Raw genomic sequence first — 22,344 nt, forward strand, 5'->3', positions numbered from 1 at the left:
CCTCCCTGACCAGAGCCCGTGGTGCCCGGTCAGCTCGGCGGGACGTCCTGCCCGCGCCGCAGCGCCGCGACCCGGCGGTACAGCTCGACGGCCTCCGGTCCCCGGCCGAGCTGCTCCAGGCAGTGCGCCTCGTCGTTGCGGGCGGCGAGGGTGTCGGGGTGGCCGGCGCCCAGGACGCGCTCGCGGGCCTCGGCGACCTGGCGGTAGACGGTGAGGGCATCGGCCCAGCGGCCGAGCCAGCCCAGGCCGACGGCGATCTCGCGGCGGCTGACGAGGGTGTCCGGGTGGTCGGGGCCGAGGACCCGGTCACGGACCGCACACACCTCGCGCGCCTCGGCAAGTGCCTCCTCCCAACGGCCCAGGCGGCCCAGGTTGACGCCGAGGCCGTGGCGGGCGCGGAGCGTCTCGGGGTCGGCGGGGCCGCCCACCCCGGTCCGGTCGGCGACGAGGGCGCGGTACAGCTCCAGGGCCTCCGCGCTGTGGCCCAGGCGGCCGAGGCTGATGCCGACCTCGTAGCGGGCGGACAGCGTGTCGGGATGGTCGGCGCCGAGTGTCCGGGCGCGGGCGCGGGCGACCTCCCGGTAGGTCTGCAGGGCCTCCGTCCAGCGCCCCAGCCGGCCGAGCGTGTACGCCACCTCGTAGAGCGTGACCAGGGTGTCGGGGTGATCGGCGCCCAGCAGGCGGGTACGGGCCGACACCACCTCCCTGGCCATCCGGCAGGAGTCCTCCAGACGGCCGAGCCGGCTGAGGTTGAAGGCGAGGTTGTGGCGGCAGCGCAGGGTGTCGGGGTGGTCGGGGCCCATCGACCGCTCGCGGGAGGCGAGGACCGCCGCGTACACCTGATGGGCCTCGAAGTGCCGGCCCAGCTGGCCCAGGACGTACGCCATCTCCTGGCGGGCGGCGAGGGTCTCCGGGTCGTCGGGGCCCAGGGTGCGTTCCCGGCCCCGGGCGACGCGGTCGAACTCCCGCAGCGCGTCGGAGGCCCGCCCGGTGCGGCTGAGGGTGAAGCCGACCTCGTACCGGCTGGAGAGGGTGTCGGGGTGGTCGGGGCCGAGGGCGTGTTCGCGCTCGGCGGCGACCGCGCGGTGCACCTCGCCTGCTTCCTCCCAGTGGCCGAGCCGGCCCAGGTTGAGGCCCGCGCTGTGCCGGCCGGCGAGGACCGAGAGCAGTTCCGGCGACGGGGTCGGCCGCTCGGCCCTGGGCGGCGGCAGCTCTCCGGTGAGGTGCCGCATGTCGGTGCCGGTGGTCCATTCGCCGGTGAGGCCCGCGGAGTGGTCGGGCGGGGTGAGTCCGAGGCGGTCGCCGGCCGCCTTGTGACCGGTGGTCATGCCGCGGGTCCAGGCCGGCAGCTGCTGCTCCGGCCGCACGACGGGAACGGGCGGCGCGAGCCGTACCTGCTCCGAGGGCCGGAGCTGCGGCTGCTCACCGGTGCGGCCGACGGCGATCCGCTGCCGCAGGTCGCCCGCGTCGGCGGGCCGCTCCTCAGGGGTCTTGGCCAGCAGCTCCAGGACGACGCGGTCGAAGAATCCGGGGAGTTCGGCCCGGTGCGTACGCAGCGGCTCGGGCTGGGTGTCCCGGTGTCCGACGAGGACGGCCCAGGCGTCGTCGAGGTCGAACGGCGGTGCTCCGGTGGCGATCTCGTACAGGACGCAGCCCAGCGAGTAGAGGTCGCTGCGGTGGTCGACCTGACCGCCGCTGATCTGCTCGGGCGACATGTAGTGCGGGGTGCCCATGGCGATGCCCGTGCCGGTGAGGCGGGAGGTGAAACCGATGTCGTGGCCGAGTCTGGCGATGCCGAAATCGCAGATCTTCACCGTGCCGTCGGTCAGCCGCATGATGTTGGCGGGCTTGAGGTCGCGGTGGACGATGCCCTGCTGGTGGGTGTAGCCGAGGGCGTCGGCGACCTGTTCGGCGATGTCGACGATGTCGGGCACCGGCAGCGGATGCTGTTCGTTGTCCTCCAGGAGCTGGCTGAGGTTGCGGCCGTCGAGGAGCTCCATCACCAGGTAGAGGACGCCCTCGTGCTCGCCGAAGTCATGGACGACGGTGACGCCGCGGTGCTGGAGCGCGGCGGCGACACGGGCCTCGCGGCGGAAGCGCTCGCGCAGGACGCGGGTGAAGGACTGGTCGTGCTGGGGGCCCATCGGCTTGAGGCATTTGACGGCCACATGGCGGCCGAGCGACTCGTCCAGGGCGCGCCACACCTCGCCCATGCCTCCACGCCCGATCAGATCGAGCAGTCGGTACCGGCTCTGGATCAGCCTGGTGTCCGCCATCGCCTGCTGTCGCCCCCGTCGGTCCGCCTGCTTCTGTGCCCTCCCCGGCCCGTCCAGTATGGCGGCCCGGCTGCGCGGTTTGTACGGGGCAGGGCGGCTGCCGGGGCCGAGCCGGGCCATCGCGTTCGGAATGTGACCGGGTGGGAGTTGCCGGCGGAGCCGGGAGGGAATCCAGCGCAGAGCGGTTCCGGCGGTACGCGCTCGCCGGTCGACGGCGCCGACGGGCCCCACGGGTCTGCCGTAGAGCTCATGGGCGTACGGGGGCAGTGGCTCGTGGGCGAGGTCCGGGTGGTGCGGTGCTTCGGCGCACCGGACGGGACGAGACCGTCGTCACCTGCGCCGTGACCAGGATTCTTGGTCGGCACCGGACAACATTCGTGATCTGCCGGTCGTACCCGCGTGTCCGCGTCGACGGCGGCGGCCACGGAGTGGTCTCGCGGGCCGGGCCGGTGCCGCTGGTCGAGACGGTCCGCACGTCCGGTCCGGAAGCAGTCATCGCGGCGGCCGGGGCGGCGACGGCGGCTTCGAAGCCGCCCGCGGCATCGACGACTTCCTCGCCGCCATCAACGCCAACCGCGAACACATGGGTGTATACGGGCGTTCCGTCGACGCGGCGAGGTGCCGTAGCCGTCGCCGCACGCCCGCCAGGGATTACGGGACAGCCTTTGGCTTGCGAGTCGGGGTGTCGGGTGTGATCCACGGGCTGCCGCGCCGCTTTCATGAGCCGAAGCACATTCCCCAGCGGAACGCCGATAGGCCGGGCTCTGGGAGAGCACGGCCTATCGGGTGGTGACGTGGCGCTTACCAGTAGGTGCGCGTGATCGTGTCAGGCAGGCGCCCCTGCCGCTCCCTCTCCTGGAAGATCACCGATGCCGCGATCAGGAAAGCGCGGCGGAGTTTCGGGTCCGGGTCGGGCTTTTCCACATTCCCGACATTTCTGTCCAGGAGCATTTCTCCGAGGGTTATTCCCTCTGGAGTGCAGGGGCGGGCGACTGATTCCACCGGATCGATCAGAATGTTTCCGGTATCCCCTTCTGCGGTTTCCCAGGCGTAGACGGCCCCCGTTTCGAGGGAACGGGTCTTCGTGCACGTCAGTGATGCTGTCACGGGGATTTCCACCAGTTCGCTCGCGCCAGGGATCTGATCACCTGAACCCTATACCGTCCGCCGCGGGCGCATGTTCGTCCCAGGTGTGGCCGGCGTCCAGGCTTGCCTGATGGGCGCGGCGATAGTTCTGGTCGCCGTGCTGACGCATCCAGCTCGACTCGTACAGTTCATGTGCGAGCAGATCGAAATCACTAGGGTGCGGATTTCCGTTCTGAAGGCGTTCCCAGGCCCTGGCGATACGCGGATTGGCGTCGAATCGCAGCATTCCCGCATCGAGCTGATGCGATTCGACGAACAGGTGGTTGTAGATCTGATTGATGTCGGCTGCGGAATAGCCGTGCGATGCCGCGCTCTGCGCCACCCTGTCGAGCTGGGCGTCGGTGCGGATCGCGTTGTAGGCGTGGTCCGCCCATTCCAGCTCGAAGTCCATCTCGCTGCGCGGCCGCCGGAAGGACGAACCGCCGGACTGCAGCTCCCGCTCCGTGGCCATCGCGGTCCGCCGCCATCCCGTCAGCCCGCCGACCCCGGTGACGACGAGCTGTTGGACAAGTTCGTCGGCGGTCTCCGCGTACAGATCGGCGAGCGCGTCGCAGCCCTGCTGCCGGAGCATGTACTCGGCACGGTAGAGCCGGTAGGCGGGTCGGACGGGAAGATACTTGTCGATGAAAGCGCCCACGCCGCCGTTCTCACCGGTGAACGCGTCCTTCAGGTCCCCGAGGAACACGAAGGGGGACTTGGCGACGTCGACGAAGGCGTCGCCGAAGATGCCGAGCGTCTCGCCGAGGCTGTCGACCCGGTCGTTGTCCGGGTCGTCGGGGGTCAGACCGCTGGGGTCGGTGAGCACGCTTGGCGCGTTGTCGGCGTAGGCGTACGCGGAGACGTACGGCGTCGACAGGTCCCGGGCAGCCGGATCGGACCGTGTGAAGCGGCCGGTGGCGGTGTCGTACTGGCGGGCGTGCAGGTCGAGATTGCCGGTGCTGGTCTCGTACCGGGCGCCGGTGTACGACGGGGTGCTCGCGGGCGCGCCGCTGGTGGTGGTGTTCAGGACGCGGGTGCCGAACGAGTCGTAGGCCCAGCGCTGGTAGAGGGTCCCGGTGCTGTCGGCGACGTCGACCGGGGAGCCCTGGGTGTCATGGTGGTAGTAGAAGAGTGCCCCGGCGCCGGTCTTGGTGGCGGTGGGCTGGCCGAGCGGGTCGTACCGGTAGGACTGCTTGACCGCCCAGGCGCTGTCGTACTCGGTGGCCAGGATCGGCAGTGGCGCGTTGGGATCCCACTGGGTGCGGTTGGTGACCGCGCCGTCCTTGAGGGTGGCGACCTGGTTGCCGCTGGCGTCGTGGTCGTAGGTGTAGCTGCTGTCGCCGACGGTGGCTGCGGAGATCTGTCCGGCCAGGTCGTAGGTGTAGGTGTCGGCGCCGGCCTTGGTCCGGTTGCCCTCGGCGTCGTGGGCGTAGGCGGTGGTCGTGGTGCCGGTGGTGGTCGAGGTGAGCTGGTCGGCCGCGTCGTAGGCGTAGCCGGTAGAGGCGGTGCCCAGGGTGGAGGTCAGCCGGTTGCCGACCTTGTCGTAGGTGTAGGACGTGGTGCGGCCGGCGGCGCAGCCGGTGACCCAGGGCTGCGGTGCACAGCCGGAGGTGAGCCGGCCGGCCGCGTCATAGGTGAGGTCGTAGCCGCCGGTGCCGACGCCGGCCCGGGTGACGTCCACGCGTGAGGGCAGGCCCGCCGCGGACAGCGTCAGCGCCGTCTTGGTGACGGTGGCGCCCGCCTTGGTGGCGGTCACCGCGGTGACCCGGCCCGCCCGGTCGTAGGTGCGGTTCTCCGTCTCGGTGTTGGGCAGGGCCGACGTGAGCAGATTTCCCGCCGGGTCCCAGGTGTACGTGGTGGTCTTGCCGTCGGCCGCCGTCGTCGCGGTGCGGCCGTCGGCGTCGTACGTGTACGTGATCGTGTTGCCGTCGGAGTACTTGCGGGTGAGTATCTGCCCGGCGGCGTCATACGTGTAGGCGAAGCCACGCGTCTTGGTCGGATTGCCGACCGCGTCGTAGACGAAGTCCTCGGAGATCTTGGAGTTCGCGCGGGCGGTCAGCTGCCCGGCGTCGTCGTAGCCGAAGGTCGCGTCGGGGGTGGCGTCCGAGTAGTCGATCTTGGTGAGCAGACCGCGCGGGTCGTACGTGTACCCGGTGGTGCCACGGGGGGTGGTCTTCCCGGTGACGTTGCCCTCCCCGTCGTACGCGTAGGCCGTCTTCCGCTCCAGCGGGTCGGTGACCGAGGTGAGGCGGTGCACCGCGTCGTAGCCGTATGCGGTGACGTGGCCGTTGGCATCGGTGCGCTCGGTGAGGTTGCCGAGCTTGTCGTGCCCGTAGGCGGTGACTGCGCCGCCGGGAGCGGTGACCTTGGCCGGTTGGTCCAGGTCGTCGTAGCCGTAGGAAGTGGTGCGTCCGTCGGCGTCCTTGCGCTCGACGACCTTGCCGACGGCGTCGTAGGCGGTGGTGGTCACCCCGGCGAGCGGGTCGGTGACCTTGGTGGGATGGCCCGCAGGGTCGTAGCCGTACGTCGTCGTGTACTGGGCGGGGTCGGCGCCGGTGGCGTTGCCGCGCGGATCGACCGCGGTGGCCTGGCGGCCGTCGCCGTCGTAGGTCCAGCTCGACTTGTGGCCGAGCGGGGAGGTGCGGCTGAGCAGGTTGCCGTCGGTGTCGTAGGCGTACGTCGTGGTCTTGCTCAGCTGGTCGGTGCTGCTGCCGAGGCGGTTGTTCTTGTCGTAGACGGCGGTGGTCGTCCTGCCTGAGGCGTCGGTGGTCTTGGTGACGTTGTTGCCGGCGTCGTAGGTGTAGCCGGTGGTGTGACCCAGCGGGTCGGTGACGACGAGCGGCCGGTTGATCGCGTCATAGGTCGTCTTGGTCGTCGCGCCGGTGGGACCGGTGGTCTCGGTGAGGTTGCCGGCCGCGTCGTACACGTAGGACGTGGTGTAGGCGGCCGGGTCGGCACCGGAGACGTTCCCGCGCGGCGAGACGCTGCTGAGCAGCCGGCCGACCTTGTCGTACGTGTAGGTGGTTCGGCCGCCGGCCGCGTCGGTCTCGGAGGCGAGTCGTCCGCTCGCGTCGTAGGTGCGGGTGAGGGACTTGCCTGCCTGGTCGGTGGTCCGGGTCAGGTTCCCCGCGTCGTCGTAGCCGAGCGTGGCGGTGTCGCCCGCCGGGTTGCGCACCGACGACAACTGCTCGGCGCCGTTGTACTCGTAGGTCGTCGTACGGCCCAGGGCGTCCGTGGCCGAGCCGAGCAGACCGCGGCCGTCGTAGGTGTACTTCGTGGTGTACGCGGCCGGGTCGGCACCGGAGGCGTTCCCACGCGGGTCCGTCCTGGTCAGGACGCGGCCCGCCTTGTCGTACGTGAACGTCGTCTTCTCACCCAGCGGCGTGGTGACCGATGTCCGGTTGCCCGCGGTGTCGTACCCGTACGTGGCGACCTTGCCGCGCGGACTCGTCACGGTCTCCAGCGAGCCGAGTGCGGTGTACGTGTAGACGGTCTTGCCACCCGTCGGGTCCGTCGCCGACGTCAGCCGGTTCGCGGTATACGCGTACGTCGTCTTGTTGCCGCGGCCGTCGGTGTGGCTGGTGAGGTTGCCCGCACTGTCGTAGCCCCAGCTCTCCTTGTAGCCCAGCGCGGACGGCGAGGCGCGGGTGAGCATCCGCCCCTCGGTGTCGTACGTCATCTCCGTGGTGTTGCCCCGCTGGTCGGTGATGGCGGCGGGGCGCAGCCGACGGTCGTAGTCGTAGGTGATGCTCTTGCCGTACGGGTCGATCGTCTCCATCAGGACGTTGCCTGCGTAGACGTCGGTCCACACGCCGCCGTCGGGCGCGGTGGTGTGCGACTCGCTCTTGCCGTCCCAGGTGAACGTGGTGGTCTTGCCGTTCTGGTCGGTCTGGGACTTGATTCGGCCCGCGGTGTCGTAGACGTTGCCGACCTTGCCGCCCGCCGGGTCGGTGTAGGACGACAGCCGCTTGTTCGTGTCGTACGCGTACGAGGACGTCCTGTCGGCCGGGTCCGTGACCGAGGTCAGCAAGCCGCCGGTGAAGCCGTACGAGACCGAAGTGCCGTCCGGCAGGCCCACCTTGGACAGCAGTCCGTCCGCGCCCACGGTGAACGCGGTGGCGCGGCCGGCGGCGTCCTTGACGGAGGCGAGCTTGCCCGAGGCGTATGTCAGGCTCAGCCCCTTGCCCGCCGCGCCGACCACGGAGGCCAGCAGACCGGCGCTGTCGAAGGTCCGCACAGTGTGGTCCGGAGTGGTGACCGTGTACGTGTTCGTCCCCTTGACCAGCTTGGCCGTCGTGCCCGCCGGGGCGGTGTAGGTGCCGTCGCTCGCCTGCGTGAACACGAACGACGCACCGTCGCCCGTCCGGTACGTCGCCTTCCCCGTCGCGAGGGTCAGCCGGGCGTCGAACGGTGTCGCCCAGCCGCTCCCCAGTAGACCGGTGGCGGTCGAGTCCGACCGATAGGTGCGCTCCAGGGTCATCGGCACACCCGGGCCCGTCAGGGAAGCGTCGGTGAGCTGCTCGTAGAACATGCCGGTCGCCGTGTTGACCGGGTCGGCGCGGTGGGCCTGGGCGTAACAGGTGCAGATGCCCGCCGCCGCGCCGGGGATGCCGGGCGTGTAGAAAGCCTCCACCAGCGGCGAGGTGGTGCCGCCCGGGCTCGACGAGCCGTCGGCGCTGTTCAGGAAGACCCAGGCGTAGTACTTCTTGCCGTCCGCCAGGATTCCGCCCAGCTCACTGCCGGCCCACCAGAAGCACTGGTCGGTGGGGTAGGAGTTGCTCGGCCACCAGTCGTAGCACCAGGCACCGGTGTCCGGGGTGTCCCCGCTGGGGTCGTCGGTGGACTTCTTGATCTCCTGCTGGACGACGGGGGAGCCCGCCTCGTCCAGGACGTACAGCCACACCCCGGTGTACGTCGATCCCCGCTTCGGCAGCTTCACCTGCCCGCCGATCGAAAGCATGCCGGGGTACGCGGTCGCCCAGGACGACACCGAGGTCGGGTTCTCGGGCGCCGCGGCGAGGCGCTGCGCGGCCGCGCCCGTCTCGGCGGCGGGACCGCGCTCGATGCGCTCCGTGTCCGGCCGGCCGTGCGGCGTGCCCTTGGCTTTCCGCTCCGGCGCGTTCATGTAGCCCCGCATGGGCGACAGTTCGTGCCGGTCCTTCGCGACCTGCTTGCGGCGCTCGGCCAGCGTCATCGCCTTGGGTGGTTCGGGCAGGTCCTCGGCCGTACGGGCCTTGACCTGGGCGATGCCCGCCGCGGCACCGCCCGGCCGGTCCCGGGGCGCCGCCCAGGACGGGGCGGCGGCCGCTGCCGCAACGAGAATGAAGGCCAGGAAGGCCATGACGAGTCTTCGCGCTTGTATGCGCATGGTGAATCACCTGTGAAGCAGCAGTGAGCAGAGACTCGGTGATGTTGATCCACAAAGCATCCGCAGTAACGCGCGGTACGAAATACGGCTGGATTGCGATGGCAGGGCTGAAGTGACGAGAGGTGAAGCGTCCTGGTCACAGGAACGAGCGAGGGCGGGCGGGTGCTCAAGTTGGCGTGGACGCGTCGATGCGTGCGAACCGGTGTACGTGAACGCGCCATGGCCGGCGGAGGACTGGGCGGAGGACAACCCTTTGACGGACGTGGCGGCCCTCGGGCGCGAGGCCGCCACGGATGACGCTGCGAGGCCGGCCCGGGGTCGGACACAGGCAGGTCGAGCGCGCACCGGACGGCCTCGAAGCGACCCGTCCGATGAACGCGGAACAGCGGACTGAGCCACCCCGTCCCCCAGGGCACAAACGGGCAGAACTTCCCGTCTCCCCCTGAGACGGCTGCCGCATGGTTCGCAGTAGGTCGTTCAGCCGCTTCCAACGGGTGCCCATGAGACAGGAGGGGAACTGAGACATGCGAAGGGTTCCAAGGGCGGCAACAGGGACTACGGGACAGCCCTCAGGACAAGACAAACCTGAGCGTGGCTGCCAAGCGGCCGGCCTCCGACTCACTTCCTTCGGGACGAAGAGGTCGCGGCTTCAAATCCCGCCACCACGACAGAGTGAGCCAGGTCAAGGGCCTGATCCTCAATGAGGATCAGGCCCTTGACCGCGTCTCGCTGATCGTTCGAGAGAAATCCGGGAGAAGAACGCCCGCCGCGGCGCCCCGCACGGCTCCGGCCCGGGCAAGACCTGCCGGATCGTCGAGCACACCGCGACCCGGCTTCACCAGTTCACAGGTCTGTGCATCCGCTACGAGATACGCACCGATCTCCACCAGGGACTCCTCGAACTCGCCCGCACCATCATCTACTTGAGGCGGCTACCCACCGTGTCCTGAAACGATCAGTGGCCCACCCCTCACAGCGCACAGTCGCCAACGTTTGGCAAGCACTCCGGCAACTATGGCTCAATACATCGCTCAATGATCTTTCACACGTTTTCCCGCAGTTATGGGCAACAAGTAGTAGGACTGAAAGGGCAAGTTCCCTAGTCGAGGAGTCATCGATGGCCAAGGTTCCCGCAGCACCCAAGAGCGAGTCCCACTCGGCCCGCCGGCCGAAGAGGATCGGATTCTCCGTGGAGACGGTGAAGACGGCCCAGGTCAAGAGCGTGCCGAACCTCGAAGTCGACCAGAAGGACGTGTAAGGACAGGGGGCAAGTCACTGTCCTGACCCGCCCGGTGGCTCCTGGAGCCACCGGGCACTCCCCTTAGACCTGTGAGGAATGGCGTGTTCGATCTGGAATCCCTGCTTGACCCAATGCCTCTCGATCAATTCCTTCGCGAGAACTGGACAATCCGGGGCGTCGTCTTACGCGGGCAGGATCGGGACCGTTTCCGTCCGCTCTTCTCATGGGATCAGCTCAACCACCTTCTCAATTTCCATCGTCTCCGGTTCGGCGAAGAAATCCGCCTGGCAGCAATAGGCAGAAAGATCTTCGACAAGCCCGAGACCCCCGAAGAGTGGATCAAGCACTGCCAGGACGGCTACACCCTCATCATCAACCAGTTGCAGGCGCGGCTGCCCGCTGTCGCCGAACTGGCAACGGGGATCGAGCGTGCGACCGGCCACCGGAGCCAGGTCAACATGTACTGCTCCTGGCCTGAGCAGCAGGGGTTCGACCAACACCACGACGACCATGAGGTCTTCATCCTGCAGATCGAGGGGACGAAGCGCTGGGTCGTCTCCGAGGAGACGTACAAATACCCGCTCGACAAATACAACAACGTCTCCGCCGACACGGGCCAACCCAAGGGGCCCCCGTACATCGAGACCGAACTCTGTCCGGGGGATGTGCTCTACATTCCACGGGGCCACTGGCACTACGCGGTGGCCGGTGACGAACCCTCCTTGCACCTGACGCTGGGGGTGACGTGCCGCACCGGCGTCTACTGGCTGAAGTGGCTTGCGGACGAGCTGATGGACGAGGAGGAGTGGCGGCGCAATCTCCCGCCCGTCGTCGGAGGCGATACGGCCCAGCTCGCCGACCACGTCCGCGGACTGATGGGCAGGCTCGCCGCGCGGGCCGACGACGAGCAGTTGGTGAAGGCGTACCTCGCCCATCATCTGACAACCCAGGACAGCCGTCACCGGGAGGTCAGCCTCCCGAGCCAGTCCGGGTTCCATCCCCTCTCCACGAATGGCGACACACGTCTGCGGCAAGCACAATTCAACCCTGTCAAGGTTGATTACGATGCCGAGGCCGAACAGCACCGTATCCAGTTCGGGGCGAGGAAGATCACGCTCGACGGCGCTCCCGCAGAGCTCATCGACAATCTTTTCCGCCGCACGTCGTTCACTCTTGCGGAAGCCGGCGGCTGGGCCCCCGAATTCGACCTGGCCGAAGACATCGCTCCACTGCTACGGCTGCTGGTCGAGGAAGGAATCCTTCTGGAGGAGAATCCTCCGCCGGCGTGAGCGCCGCCAGGAATCCCGACCCGGCCTGCGGCATGACGGGCAGGCGGTCCATGTCCGACGGGCCTGTACCACGGGGTCGGTTCCTCTCAAAGGTGCAGACCCCGCAGAGCGCTCATCACTGACGGAGACAACTCGATGAAGATCGGCCTGATCGAGCTCAGCGCACACAGCGAGGTCCTCGACAGTCTCATACGGCAAGCCGTCGATATCGGGGCGAGCCCTACCGTCTACACCAATTCGTTCTGTGCCGAATCCTCGGAGGCCGCCGAATCCGCGGAAGTCGAGTGGAAGGTGTGTCCCCGGGATCTGCCGTACACGGAATTCCTGGAGAAGCACACGTCCTCGATCGCCTCTCAGGACCACCTGTTCATCATCACCCCGGTCGATTCCCTGTGCGGCCTGCTCTCCGATGCGAGCGCGAGGACACCCGCCTGGCACTGCCTGGTGCACAACCTCAACACGTTCACCTCGTCAGACGGCAACCGGCCGAGCGCTGCCGTCGCGAAGCTCGTTCTCGACGGCGCGGCGGATGTCCTTCTCCCGGATCTCCGGCTCAGGAGGACCGGCGATCCTCTGCGGAGCCACGCCATCAACATCGCCTACCCGCAGCATCCGCCTACGGAGTTCGTGAGGGACGAGGTGCGGTGCTGTATTCCGGGGAGAATCTATTCTGGCAGGGACCACGCCGAGGTTCTGTCCGCACTGGAAATCGCCTCCCCTCGGCTGACGAAGCGGCTGCGAGTCGATTTTCTGGGAGAGCACTCCGCTGAGGACACCGATGCTGCCGTGGAAGCCGCGAGGAAGGCGGTCGCTCCCTCGGTCGAACTGCGAGATCACCCGGGTTACGTCCCTCAGGAGGAGTTCGACCGGACCCTGGCAGGGGCGGACTTCCTCATTCTTCCGGTCTCCGAGCACCTCACGCGCAACGGCATCATCGAGACGCGCGGCCAGACCTGTGTCACGGGCAACATCAACGACATGGTCCGGTTCGGCCTTCCCTCGCTCATGCCCGCCTTCTATCCGCTGAGCGGTCATGCCGAAGGGATGACGGCGCGGTACGGCGGCATTCCATCCCTGGCGGACCTGATCGTCACCTGGGTGAACACCGGCGAGTTCAACCGCAGGAAGCGGGCGGCGGCACCGGGACTGGAGGCCTACCGGGCCGAGTGCCTGTCGGCCATGCGCGAGCAACTGGGTTGCCGTTACTGACCTGGAACCTGTCCCGGAGAAGCAGGCATCCGAACCCGATTCGAAGGAAAGCGACACGTGCCACCAGGAGAGCAACAGCGCCCCCCAGAGGCGCATATGACGACCGATGTGTTTCGTGGCCCGGTACGTTTCCTGACGATCGCCAGTTTCGTCACCACCGTCGGCAGCGGGCTCTATCTTGCCGGAAGCATGCTGTTCTTCACCCGCGTCGTCGGGCTGAGTGTGTCGGGCGTGGGCACCGGCCTTGCCATCGCGACGGTCGTCGGCATCCTGTCGGGCCTCCCCCTCGGTGCTGTGGCCGATCGCGTCGGGCCCCGGGGACTGTACGTCGCCACCCAGGGTGTCCAGGCGACGGCGATGTTCCTGTTCCCGATGACACACTCCTTCGCCGTCTTCCTCGTGCTGGTCACCGTCGCCGCCATCGGCCAACGCGGTGCCCAGGCCGTCGGCGGCGCCCTGATCGCACGGATCAGCGAGCCCGGCGAACGTACCCGCGTCCGAAGCCATCTCCGAGCGGTGACCAACCTCGGGATGGGCATCGGCGCCGCTGCGGCCGGCGTCGCGCTCCAGCTCGACTCGACGGCGGGCTACACCCTGCTGATCCTGGCGAACGGACTGAGCTTCCTCGCAGCGGCAGGACTGCTGCTCAAGATCCCGTCCGTGGAGCCGGTGCCACGCCCGCCGGGCGCGCGGCGCATGGAGGCCATGCGGGACGGACCGTACCTCGCCCTGGCGCTGCTGTGCGGGGTCATCGCGTTCCAGTACGACGTGGTGTCCCTGGTCCTGCCGCTCTGGCTGGTGTCGCACACCGCGGCGCCCCGATGGTGGCTTTCCACACTTCTTGTGGTGAATACGGCAGTGGTCGTGCTGTTCCAGGTCAAGGCAACCCGGTGGGTGAGGGGCCCGCTGCCCGCTTCCACCGCTCTCCGCGGAGCAGGGTTTCTGTCCCTCGCGGGCTGTACTGTGCTCGCCCTCGCCTCAGGGGTTTCCGCCCCCATTGCCGCGGCCCTGCTGCTCGTCGGCGTGCTCCTGCTGTCATCGGGTGAACTCGGCCTGGCCGCAGGGGCATTCGAAATCAGCTTCGTACTGGCCCCGGAACACGCCCAAGGCCAGTACCAGGGGGCCTTCAACCTGGCCGATGGCGTGGTACGCGCAGCGTCACCGGTCGTGCTCACCGCTCTCTGCCTCCAATGGGGCAGGCCCGGCTGGGTGGTGCTGGGCGTCGTCCTCGCGCTCTGCGGGCTGGCCACCCGGCCGCTCACCCGATGGGCACTGCGCACCCGGACGCTTCCGGCGACGAAAGGACCCGTCCCCGTTGGCTGAGGTCTCCAGCGTTGCGACAACTCCGATATCAGCGATATGTGCGATACCAGCGGCATCAGGAGCGGAGTGCTCCTCGGCCCGGGACTTCGTCGGCCGCCACGTCGACAGAAGCGCGACCGGTGGACTACGGCGTGGCGTTTCGGGCGGACGTTGGTCGGCTGTGCCGTCAAGGACCTGGGCGAGGTCGACTTGCTCTCGAGTGTTCCTGTGCGCCGCTTCACTTGGCGTACCTGTCAGTGGCATCGTCCCGGCCTTGGATATCTGGTCAGTACCGACCGTCGCCATGGCTTCGAGAGCTTCGAGGAGGAACTCCTCCCTCTGGCCGCAGACCGATGAAGAACACGATCAAGGGGTGGGCCTCGCACGCCTCTGCGCGCGGGAGAGGCGACACGCCGACGCCGCAGAGGAGCACCGGCACGTCGGCCTGCTGTACCGACGTGATCGGCTGCCGTGGTTGCTCACCTCAGTCGTGAGGAACGACGGCGACGGGGCAGCGCGCGTGATGAATGGCGGCTTGGGCCACGGGGCCCAGGTGAGGCGCCAGGGCGGGGCGGTGCTTGCGTCGGCCGACAACCAGCAGCCCGGTGCCATGGGCGGCCCCTACGACAGCCTTGGCGGGGCTTTCGAGAGCGATGCCTTCGCTCACCTCCACGAGCGGGAACTTGTCACGCCAGGGGCGGAGGATCTGGTTGAGGTGCTTCTGCGCGTCCTTGGTGATTTCTTCCGTCACGTCGTGATCCACGCCCCAGGGCGCGTATGCGCTCAGCGGCAGGCTTTGGCCATGGACGGCTCTAAGGGGCACGCCTCGCGCCGCGGCGGTAGCGAAAGCGAATTCGAGTAGGTCGTCGCAGGGGCCGTGCAGTTTCAGTGCTACCACGACGCCGCCTTCCACAGCTGGAGCGGGTTGTGGCCCTTGTCCGCTCGTTTCGGCGCGTACCAGGACCACCGGCCCGTCGGCCCGTGCCACGACGGGCATGCTGATGTCTCCGAGGAAATAGCTCTCGACGGGCACCAGCCCGCGCGAACCGAGCACGGTCATCTCGGACTCCGATGCCGCCCGCAGCAGCGCGTGCTGGGCGTCGTCGGCCACCAGGTTGCCGACAATGGGAAGGCCCGGGTGGTGTGCCTGGAGCTCCGCCCGCACCTTGTGCACGATCCGCCTCGCCCAGTAGTTCTGATCCATCTCCGCAGGGACGTGGGTCGGTTCCGGCACCAGCAGAGGCCACGCGTGCAGCAGACGTAGCGTGAGCTTGCGCCGCTCGGCTTCGTCGGCGGCCCAATGGGCAGCGGCAAGGCTCTCGGGTGAGCCGTCGAGGCCCACGGTGACGACTGGCTCCATGGCGACTGCCTCCGTCTCGTAAAGGTTGGATGACGGCGGGCGAGTCCGCCTGCCCAGCCTTCTGCCGTCCCAATGCCCTTTGTCTGTACCAGCCAGACGAGGGTGAGAGGCAATCGATGGTGTGAATATCCGCGCCGACGCACCGAACGCGGTTTCTCCTCATTTGAGAAGTACCGCAAATCTCCTGGTGACGCATGCGGACCCTGATGCGGCGGGACTCGTAGGGGCACAGAATCCGCACAAGGAGGGAAAGCGATGGTCATTCCCCCTGGTAGTTGGGCATCGGCGGGTTGCGGGGCGCTCACTGGAAGGGCGGAACGGGCTGCTGGCAAGGCAATCCGGCACGAAGAGGTGCTCCTCCTCGCGGGCCTGCTCCGGGCTCGGTCAGCCTTGCCGTGGGCCCGTGCAGACTGCCCTGCCGTTGCCGTGCCCGGTGAGGCGGGTTACAAGGGCCCGAATGTCTCACGTGCCGGCGCGGGAAGTCTGGATGTCGTCGGTCCGGTAGGCGACACGCTCAGCGACGGAGACCACACCGTCAACACTCCGGCACAGCCGTTCGATGATGGGGATCAGGCTCTTGAACTCGACGGATCCGTCGAGGGCGACCTGTCCCTCGCGTACTTCGACCGTCACCTCCGAGGGGGCCAGACCCATCGTCCGCTGTAGGACGTCCCGGTTGATTTCCTCGTAGATGGCGTCGTCACGACGCAGGAAGACCCGCAGCAGGTCACTACGGCTGACGATGCCCAGCAACTTGTCCGTCTCGTCCACGACGGGCAGTCGTTTGACGTTCTGCACTTCCATGAGGCGGGCCGCCTCGACCACGGTCCACTCCGGACGCGCACACACCGCGGGAGCCGACATCAGTTCCTCGGCCCTGGCCCCCTCGGCCTTGGCCCGTTCCCACGCCTCCAGATGCGGAATCGGCGTCAGGCCGGACGGATCGGCCTGGTCGGAAGACTTGCGCAGCAGGTCGGCCTCGGACACGACACCCATGGGGCGATCCAGTTCATCGACCACGGGTACCGCTGTGACATCGTTCTCCGCCAGGAGCTTGACAATCTCTTTAAACGGCAGGTCACGCCGTGCCCGGACGACGTCTCTGGTCATGAGCTCTGCGACCGATCGGTGATGCATGCGGCTTCTCCTTCGAGGTGTGACGGTCAGTAATGTTTAGTCGTCGCGCGTCTTGAGGACCACCGCCCGCGAGTCGCGCGGTGAGTCGGCCAGGCTCGCCGATGGACCAAGTGGGCCCGGTACCAGCCCGCTCGACCCCGTGGAATCACTGTTTCTCATCCCGTGCGGCGACATGCCACGCGTGGCACATTGGGTACAGCAACATGATGAGGAATTGGCGGCGATCATGCGAGCTCACCTCGGCGATCAACTTGTTGTCGAAAGCCCGGCCGCCGGCGCCAGCAGGCGCGCCGGCGAGATTGTCGGACTGCACCACGAGGACGGAACCCCTCCCTACGACGTGCACTGGTCGGATACCGGCCAGGTGACGCTCGTGTTCCCCGGGCCCGACGCCCATATCCGTCACCTTGAGCACAGGCCCGACAGATCCCGCGAGCCAGCCCGGCCGGGCATGGCCGAGGCCGGTGGCGAGTCCGCCAGGGTCAGGCTCGATGGCGCGCCCAACCCCGGCGACATCGGCCGACGCGTGGCCATGGAGCGCGAGCGGCAGGGGCTCAGCCGCGCGGAAACAGCCCGCCGCGCCAGAATGGCGCCGGACTACCTGGCATACCTCGAACAACAGCCGGCCGACCCGAGTCTGGCCAGTCTCATCAGCCTGGCCGACGCACTGGGCACCACCGTCGCAGCCCTGCGCGGAGGCGGCATCGATCTGCCACCCGGCCAGGGCCAGGCGCTCCTGCACCCCCAGCTGCAGGACCTCAACCCCGACGAATGCCGCACCCGGCTCTCCACACACGGCGTAGGACGCATCGCGGTGTCAACACCCGATGGCCCGGCAATCCTTCCGGTGAACTACGAGGTCATCGATGACACGATTGCTTTCCGGACCGCACCTGACTCAGTGCCCGCGATGGCCGGGGGAACGGATGTCGCTTTCGAGGTCGACCACGTGGACGAGGCCATGAGCCAGGGCTGGAGCGTGCTTGCCGTGGGCCCTGCGCGGATTGTTACAGAGCCCGACGCACTGCGGCGGCTTGCCGATCGCGCCCATACCACGCCCTGGGCAGGAGGCGAACGCGAGACGTGGGTATCGATCCGACCCACGCGCCTCACAGGGCGGCGCATCAGTCCGGCCGATCAGTGACCGACAGCGGACTGCCGCGACGCCCGGCGGGCATTCCACGACCACGATCCAGCCCTGACCGCACAGCGACCGCGACCAATGGGTCCGCCGACTCGCACAGGGAGGCTTTGGCGATCCAGGACCCTGCTCGCCGACGAACACAACGCTGGCCTATGGCGCGTAGCCGTGGCTCTTTGTCTGCCTCCAGGGCAGCCTTGACTTTCATGTGCTGCTGATTTCGACCGAGTCAGGCCGTACGCCGAACTCGACACCCGTTCCGGCGGTCTCAGGGGCACGCTCACCCGGTGCACGGCCGCGCTGAGCGCCGCCGCCGTACGCGGGGTGATGTCGTCCACCGCGGCACCGGTCGCTTCGGCGAGCGCCTCCGCGAGGGCCTCTTCGCGCCGGTCGTGCGGTACTGAAGGACGATCCGTGCCGGCCTGCCCTCTGGCCCGCCCATCCGCAGGGACGGCTGGAAGCCCAGGGTCCGTGCGGCCTGCTCGACCACGGTCGCCGTCCAACTACGCAGCCCCTGGCCGACTCGGCCCGAGTCACGGACATGGAGGCCGAAGACGGTGGACCGAATGATCTTGCTGGTCTCGTCCAGATCATCCACCGCACGCAGCAGCCGCTCGCTCGCCTTCAGCTGCTCCGCGAGCCGCACCACGCTCTTGCAGCGCCGTCCCCATGGCGAACAGCCGCTGAAGAAACCAGGTCGTGCAGATCTCATTGACCGGTCGGACACCCACCCGATGCGCTGCGAAGAGACCGCTGTACATCAATGCGGGCCGAGCGGCCCAGTCCAGAGCGACAGCGGTGTTGCCGCCGTGGACACTGATATGGGGATACACCTCAAGGAGCTTTCGTGGCTGCGTTCAGGGACTTCCTGATGCGGTTCCGTCCGGCCGGCTCGCCGGGTCGGGCAGCGCCTATGGGCGTGCCCGCAGATCGTTCGGCTGACCTCTCAGCCGAACTGGTCCCAGTGCTCTCTCGCCTGGAGCAGGCCGAGACCGAGGCACAGCGGATCCGCGAGGAGGCCGCTCAACAGGCGGAACAGAACCGACGGGCCACTGCCGACAAGGCCGAGAAGATGGTGCGTCGAGCACGCCGTACCGGGTCCGCGCAGCGAAGCCCGTTCGGCGCTGACGCTTGACATCGAGCATCGTCTCCCCCATAACGTCATCCCCATGTGGGACGGGAAAGGCTCGGGCGAGCCCGGAAAGCTGCCGCGCTCGCTGTACGAGCGGGAGCTGTACCGGCTCCAGACCGAGCTCGTGAAGCTCCAGGAGTGGGTACGCGCCGAAGGCGCACGGCTCGTCGTGGTGTTCGAGGGACGTGACGCGGCGGGCAAGGGGAGCACGATCAAACGCGTCACCGAACACCTCAATCCTCGGGTAGCACGCATCGTCGCTCTGCCGCGGCCCACCGAGCGCGAGCGCGGCCAGTGGTATTTCCAGCGCTACGCCGAGCACCTTCCAACCGCAGGGGAAGTGGTTCTGTTCGACCGGAGCTGGTACAACCGCGCAGGCGTCGAACGCGTCATGGGGTATTGCACCGCGGAGGAAAACCAGCGATTCCTTCGCCAGTGCCCGATCTTCGAGCGGATGCTGGTGGAGGACGGCATTCTGTTGCGAAAGTACTGGTTCTCGGTGAGTGACGCGGTGCAGGAGGAGCGGTTCCGGCGCCGACTGCAGGACCCCACCCGCCGGTGGAAGCTCTCGCCGATGGACCTGGAATCGATCACCCGCTGGGAGGCCTATTCGCGGGCGAAGGACGAGATGTTCGTCCATACCGACATCTCGGAGGCTCCGTGGTACGTCGTCGAGAGCGACGACAAGCGCCGGGCTCGGCTGAACATGATCGCCCATCTGCTGTCGACCGTGCCGTACGAGGCAGTCGCTCCGCCGGTGATCGAACTGCCTCGGCGGCCTCCGGCCACCGGGTACCAACGGCCGCCGAGGGGCCTTCAGACGTACGTCCCCGACCACGCGTCGCAACTCAGGAAGTGAGGCGAGGGGTCTCACTCGACATGACCGCCAGAGGTACAACGGCCACCGGGCAATCGGCGTGGTGGAGCAGGGTATGGGCAACTCGACCGAGTTGGAGTCCGAGGTGGCCGCGGCGGCGATGCGCTCCGACAACGATCAGGTCCACAGCAGCCGAGCGCTGGACCAGCACTTGTGCGGCCGTTCCCTCGACCGCCGTCGAGTGCAGCCGGACCGTCGGGTGATCGCGTACGGACTCGGCCACCGCTTCATCGATCAGGGTTGCCGCACGTTCCTTGTGGTAAAGGTGCTCACTGGCAGTACGCCGGGGGTCGGCACGGTTGTGCGCGGGACAGCGCCAGGCATGTACGGCATCCAGGTCGCAGCCCCTTGCCCCAGCTTCTTGGAAGGCGAACCGGACCGCCGCCGCTCCCCTCTCCGGCTCCCCGACACAGACGAGGATCCGCCCGTGCACGCCTTCGATCCCGGCCCTGTCACCGCGCACGACGATGACGGGACACGGGGCCCGCGCGGCCACGGCCAGGCTGACCGAGCCGAGCAGAAGTCCGGTGAGCCCCCCACGGCCACGCGCCCCGGTGATCAGCGCCTGGGCATTGCGCCCCTCGCGCAGAAGGGCAATCACCGCGTCCTCGGGCGTCATCTCGACTGAGACGTCGACGTCCGGATGGCGGCGGCGGGCACGCTCAGCGGCAGTTCCGACGATGCTGTCGGCGAGCGCCTGCTCCGAAGGGCGGCCCAGGCTGAGCGCCAGCGCGGCGCCCTCGTACTGTTCCCACCTTGACGCGTACACCAGCCGTAGCGGCCACTCATGGAGAGCCGCCTCATCGACGGCCCAGTCGACCGCCCTCAGGCCGGTTTCCGATCCGTCCACACCCGAGACCAGGGGCACCTTCATCATTTCCACCGCCTTCCACTCGACCGGGCAAGAAGTACCCGCCCTCACAGTTGCACCGGAGCGGGCCGTTCGTGAAGACCGGTTCGGCCCGCATACGGAACGTCCGGCCCCCCTTCGTGGTCCGGCCGGCCCGCACGCACGACGTGCTCTTTGGCAGCGGCAGGAGCGACTCGGCAGTGCTGGTTGCCGCCCTGGCGTCTGGCTGGCCCACGAGACGCAGGCGGCCGATAGTGGAGAGAGGAGTGCAGGGTAGTGCGGCGCGCGGGGGCGAGCGGCGGTCCCGGACGGGATGACGCGACGGGGAGGAAGGTACCGCCGATGTCGAATGCCACGAGCACCGACCTCTACGAGGTCACGATGGCTCAGTCGTATCTGAGCGAAGGCACGACACGTTCGGCGACGTTCAGTCTGTTCGTGCGCGATCTGCCACCGAACCGAGGCTTCCTTGTCTGTGCCGGGTTGGGTTCGGTCCTCGATTTCCTCTCCGCCTATCGTGTCGACGCAGATGACGTGGACGTCTTCGCCTCCGTCGCTGGGACGACGGCCCGAGGAACTGGCACCGCTGCTTGGCCTGGAATTCCAAGGTGAGGTCCGGGCAGTACCCGAAGGGCGCATCGTGCAGGCCGGAGAACCCCTACTGGAAGTCATCGCACCCCTCCCGCAGGCCCAGCTCGTTGAAACCTACGTACTCAACCAGCTCAACCACCAGACCTCCGTCGCCTCCAAATGCGCCCGGTGTGTCCTGGCCGCCGCCGGACATCCGGTCGTGGACTTCTCCCCGCGCCGCACCCATGGCATCGAAGCCGGACACCAGGCCGCCCGGCTGGGCGCCCTGGTCGGCTTCGCCGGAACCAGCAATGTGGCGGCGGCCCACTCCGAGGGCCTGACCGGAGTCGGCACGATGGCCCACTCATATGTCGAGGCCTTCGGTACCGAGGAGGACGCGTTCCGGGCATTCGCCGGTTGGGTCCCTCGCGGACGATGCTGGTCTGCGCGGACATGTAGAACACCCGTCGCAGGCGGCGGCTGTAGCGCTTGGGCCGGTGGAGGTTGCCGGTGCGGCGGCCCGAGTCGCGTGGCACGGGCACGAGCCCGGCCGCCGAGGCCAGGTGGCCGGCGTCGGCGTAGGCCGACAGGTCGCCGGCGGCGACGAACTCGGCGCCGAGTATCGGCCCGATGCCGGGCATGGAATCGATGATCTCCGCCTGCGGATGGCTGCGGAAGGTGTCGCGGATCTGCCTGTCGACCTGCTTCAGCCGGTCGTCCAGGGCCAGGATCTGCACGGCCGGGTCCGCCACGATCTGGCCCGCGGCGTCCTCGCCGGGCAGCGCGGTCTGCTGGGCCTCGGCGGCCTGCAGCGCGGTGGCGGCGACCGTGTCGGCGCCCCGGACGCCGCGGTTGGAAAGCCAGGCCGTCAGCCTCGCCCGGCCGCGGCGCCGGATGGCGGCCGGGATCTGATAGCCGGTCGGCAACACCAACGCACCTTTGTGGGCCGAGTAGTCGAAGGCCCGCTCCAGCGCAGGGAAGACGCCGGTGAGTACGTCTCCCAACCGGTTGATCATCCGTACCCGGTCGGCGACGAGGTCGGATCGGTGGGCGGTCAGCAGCGCGAGGTCGGCGGCCGGCTGCGCGGGCACGTCGATGGTGGTGAAGTCCTGCCGCTGCCTGGACGTTTCGGCGATGACGTAGGCGTCGCGGGCGTCGGTCTTGGCCTCGCCGCGGTAGGCACCGGACATGCGGTTGACCGTCCGCCCCGGGACGTAGACAGCCTTCTGGCCGTGGGCGGCAAGCAGGGCCGGCAGCAGCGCGGAGGACGTCCCCGAGATGTCCACCGCCCAGCTGACCCTGTCCGCCAGGCCCAGGATCTCGCCGAGTGCGGTCAGGATCGCCGCCTCGTCGTTCTCGATCTTCTTCGACCACAGGGTGGCACCGGTCTCGTCGACCACGGCGGCCCAGTGATGACCCTTGCCCGCGCCGATGCCGGCCCAGAGCCGGGCTCGTCGCTCGTTCATCT

Annotated in this window: 14 protein-coding genes and 3 pseudogenes; 8 read left to right on the forward strand and 9 right to left on the reverse strand. The window is 68.3% G+C overall.

The window, feature by feature from the left end; all coding sequences use genetic code 11:
- Nucleotides 1-29 precede the first annotated feature (29 nt).
- From ACFVT1_RS14110 to ACFVT1_RS14120, 3 genes are all read right to left on the reverse strand, one after another.
- Entirely contained in the window at nucleotides 30-2,276 is a 2,247-nt protein-coding gene (locus ACFVT1_RS14110; protein WP_389795469.1) for a tetratricopeptide repeat protein, read from the reverse strand.
- Nucleotides 2,277-3,077: 801 nt separating this feature from the next.
- Nucleotides 3,078-3,383, reverse strand: coding sequence for a hypothetical protein (locus ACFVT1_RS14115; RefSeq protein ID WP_389794955.1), 306 nt, complete (start codon nucleotides 3,381-3,383; stop codon nucleotides 3,078-3,080).
- Between the two features lie 37 nt (nucleotides 3,384-3,420).
- On the reverse strand, nucleotides 3,421-8,595 hold the full coding sequence (locus tag ACFVT1_RS14120) for a DUF6531 domain-containing protein (protein WP_389795471.1): 5,175 nt from the start codon (nucleotides 8,593-8,595) through the stop codon (nucleotides 3,421-3,423).
- A 914-nt stretch (nucleotides 8,596-9,509) separates the two neighbouring features.
- On the opposite strand from ACFVT1_RS14120, the pseudogene ACFVT1_RS14125 reads away from it, so the two are divergent.
- From ACFVT1_RS14125 to ACFVT1_RS14145, 5 genes and pseudogenes are all read left to right on the forward strand, one after another.
- A pseudogene (locus ACFVT1_RS14125) lies at nucleotides 9,510-9,719 on the forward strand (IS5/IS1182 family transposase); the annotation flags it as partial.
- A 167-nt stretch (nucleotides 9,720-9,886) separates the two neighbouring features.
- Nucleotides 9,887-10,027: a hypothetical protein gene (locus tag ACFVT1_RS14130; RefSeq protein ID WP_362198735.1), complete on the forward strand. Its 141-nt coding sequence runs from the start codon at nucleotides 9,887-9,889 to the stop codon at nucleotides 10,025-10,027.
- Nucleotides 10,028-10,110: 83 nt separating this feature from the next.
- Complete coding sequence (locus tag ACFVT1_RS14135) at nucleotides 10,111-11,298, forward strand: cupin domain-containing protein (RefSeq protein WP_389794957.1); 1,188 nt, start codon at nucleotides 10,111-10,113, stop codon at nucleotides 11,296-11,298.
- A gap of 135 nt (nucleotides 11,299-11,433) precedes the next feature.
- Nucleotides 11,434-12,507: a hypothetical protein gene (locus tag ACFVT1_RS14140; protein ID WP_389794958.1), complete on the forward strand. Its 1,074-nt coding sequence runs from the start codon at nucleotides 11,434-11,436 to the stop codon at nucleotides 12,505-12,507.
- 96 nt (nucleotides 12,508-12,603) lie between these two features.
- Nucleotides 12,604-13,830, forward strand: coding sequence for an MFS transporter (locus ACFVT1_RS14145; RefSeq protein ID WP_389794960.1), 1,227 nt, complete (start codon nucleotides 12,604-12,606; stop codon nucleotides 13,828-13,830).
- 463 nt (nucleotides 13,831-14,293) lie between these two features.
- Here ACFVT1_RS14145 and ACFVT1_RS14150 read toward each other — a convergent pair whose 3' ends face one another.
- A complete protein-coding gene (locus ACFVT1_RS14150) occupies nucleotides 14,294-15,169 on the reverse strand; it encodes a universal stress protein (protein WP_389794962.1) in 876 nt (291 codons plus the stop codon).
- A gap of 462 nt (nucleotides 15,170-15,631) precedes the next feature.
- Nucleotides 15,632-16,306 carry a CBS domain-containing protein gene (locus tag ACFVT1_RS14155; protein ID WP_389794964.1) on the reverse strand — a complete coding sequence of 225 codons (675 nt, stop codon included), beginning with the start codon at nucleotides 16,304-16,306 and terminating at the stop codon, nucleotides 15,632-15,634.
- A 226-nt stretch (nucleotides 16,307-16,532) separates the two neighbouring features.
- Here ACFVT1_RS14155 and ACFVT1_RS14160 point away from each other — a divergent pair, with 226 nt between their 5' ends.
- Nucleotides 16,533-17,450 (forward strand): pyridoxamine 5'-phosphate oxidase family protein, encoded by a 918-nt coding sequence (locus ACFVT1_RS14160; RefSeq protein ID WP_389795473.1) that lies wholly within the window; start codon nucleotides 16,533-16,535, stop codon nucleotides 17,448-17,450.
- Nucleotides 17,451-17,727: 277 nt separating this feature from the next.
- Here ACFVT1_RS14160 and ACFVT1_RS14165 read toward each other — a convergent pair whose 3' ends face one another.
- Entirely contained in the window at nucleotides 17,728-18,096 is a 369-nt protein-coding gene (locus ACFVT1_RS14165) for a hypothetical protein (RefSeq protein ID WP_389794966.1), read from the reverse strand.
- Nucleotides 18,097-18,393: 297 nt separating this feature from the next.
- On the reverse strand, nucleotides 18,394-18,585 hold the full coding sequence (locus ACFVT1_RS14170; protein ID WP_389794968.1) for a hypothetical protein: 192 nt from the start codon (nucleotides 18,583-18,585) through the stop codon (nucleotides 18,394-18,396).
- Between the two features lie 31 nt (nucleotides 18,586-18,616).
- On the opposite strand from ACFVT1_RS14170, the gene ppk2 reads away from it, so the two are divergent.
- Complete coding sequence (gene ppk2 / locus ACFVT1_RS14175; protein ID WP_389794970.1) at nucleotides 18,617-19,438, forward strand: polyphosphate kinase 2; 822 nt, start codon at nucleotides 18,617-18,619, stop codon at nucleotides 19,436-19,438.
- Here the strand turns inward: ppk2 and ACFVT1_RS14180 are convergent.
- The gene (locus tag ACFVT1_RS14180) at nucleotides 19,428-20,330 is read right to left on the reverse strand and encodes a universal stress protein (RefSeq protein ID WP_389795475.1); all 903 of its coding nucleotides are present in this window, start codon (nucleotides 20,328-20,330) and stop codon (nucleotides 19,428-19,430) included. The genes ppk2 and ACFVT1_RS14180 overlap by 11 nt on opposite strands.
- Before the next feature lie 318 nt (nucleotides 20,331-20,648).
- On the opposite strand from ACFVT1_RS14180, the pseudogene ACFVT1_RS14185 reads away from it, so the two are divergent.
- Nucleotides 20,649-21,291: pseudogene (locus ACFVT1_RS14185) on the forward strand (nicotinate phosphoribosyltransferase); the annotation flags it as partial.
- Here the strand turns inward: ACFVT1_RS14185 and ACFVT1_RS14190 are convergent.
- A pseudogene (locus tag ACFVT1_RS14190) lies at nucleotides 21,290-22,342 on the reverse strand (IS110 family transposase); the annotation flags it as partial. The pseudogenes ACFVT1_RS14185 and ACFVT1_RS14190 sit on opposite strands and share 2 nt — an antisense overlap.
- Nucleotides 22,343-22,344 lie beyond the last annotated feature (2 nt).

The sequence above is a fragment of the Streptomyces sp. NPDC057963 genome (assembly GCF_042887155.1).
Classification (GTDB): domain Bacteria; phylum Actinomycetota; class Actinomycetes; order Streptomycetales; family Streptomycetaceae; genus Streptomyces.

Excerpts from the sequence above, each read along its gene's own strand:
- ACFVT1_RS14180 (WP_389795475.1), bottom strand. The coding sequence starts at position 20,330 with ATGAAGGTGCCCCTGGTCTCGGGTGTGGACGGATCGGAAACCGGCCTG.
- ACFVT1_RS14120 (WP_389795471.1), bottom strand. The coding sequence starts at position 8,595 with ATGACGCTGGCCGAGCGCCGCAAGCAGGTCGCGAAGGACCGGCACGAA.
- ACFVT1_RS14140 (WP_389794958.1), top strand. The coding sequence starts at position 11,434 with ATGAAGATCGGCCTGATCGAGCTCAGCGCACACAGCGAGGTCCTCGAC.
- ACFVT1_RS14155 (WP_389794964.1), bottom strand. The coding sequence starts at position 16,306 with ATGCATCACCGATCGGTCGCAGAGCTCATGACCAGAGACGTCGTCCGG.
- ACFVT1_RS14110 (WP_389795469.1), bottom strand. The coding sequence starts at position 2,276 with ATGGCGGACACCAGGCTGATCCAGAGCCGGTACCGACTGCTCGATCTG.
- ACFVT1_RS14160 (WP_389795473.1), top strand. The coding sequence starts at position 16,533 with ATGCGAGCTCACCTCGGCGATCAACTTGTTGTCGAAAGCCCGGCCGCC.
- ppk2 (WP_389794970.1), top strand. The coding sequence starts at position 18,617 with ATGTGGGACGGGAAAGGCTCGGGCGAGCCCGGAAAGCTGCCGCGCTCG.
- ACFVT1_RS14130 (WP_362198735.1), top strand. The coding sequence starts at position 9,887 with ATGGCCAAGGTTCCCGCAGCACCCAAGAGCGAGTCCCACTCGGCCCGC.
- ACFVT1_RS14150 (WP_389794962.1), bottom strand. The coding sequence starts at position 15,169 with ATGGAGCCAGTCGTCACCGTGGGCCTCGACGGCTCACCCGAGAGCCTT.
- ACFVT1_RS14145 (WP_389794960.1), top strand. The coding sequence starts at position 12,604 with ATGACGACCGATGTGTTTCGTGGCCCGGTACGTTTCCTGACGATCGCC.
- ACFVT1_RS14170 (WP_389794968.1), bottom strand. The coding sequence starts at position 18,585 with ATGTCAAGCGTCAGCGCCGAACGGGCTTCGCTGCGCGGACCCGGTACG.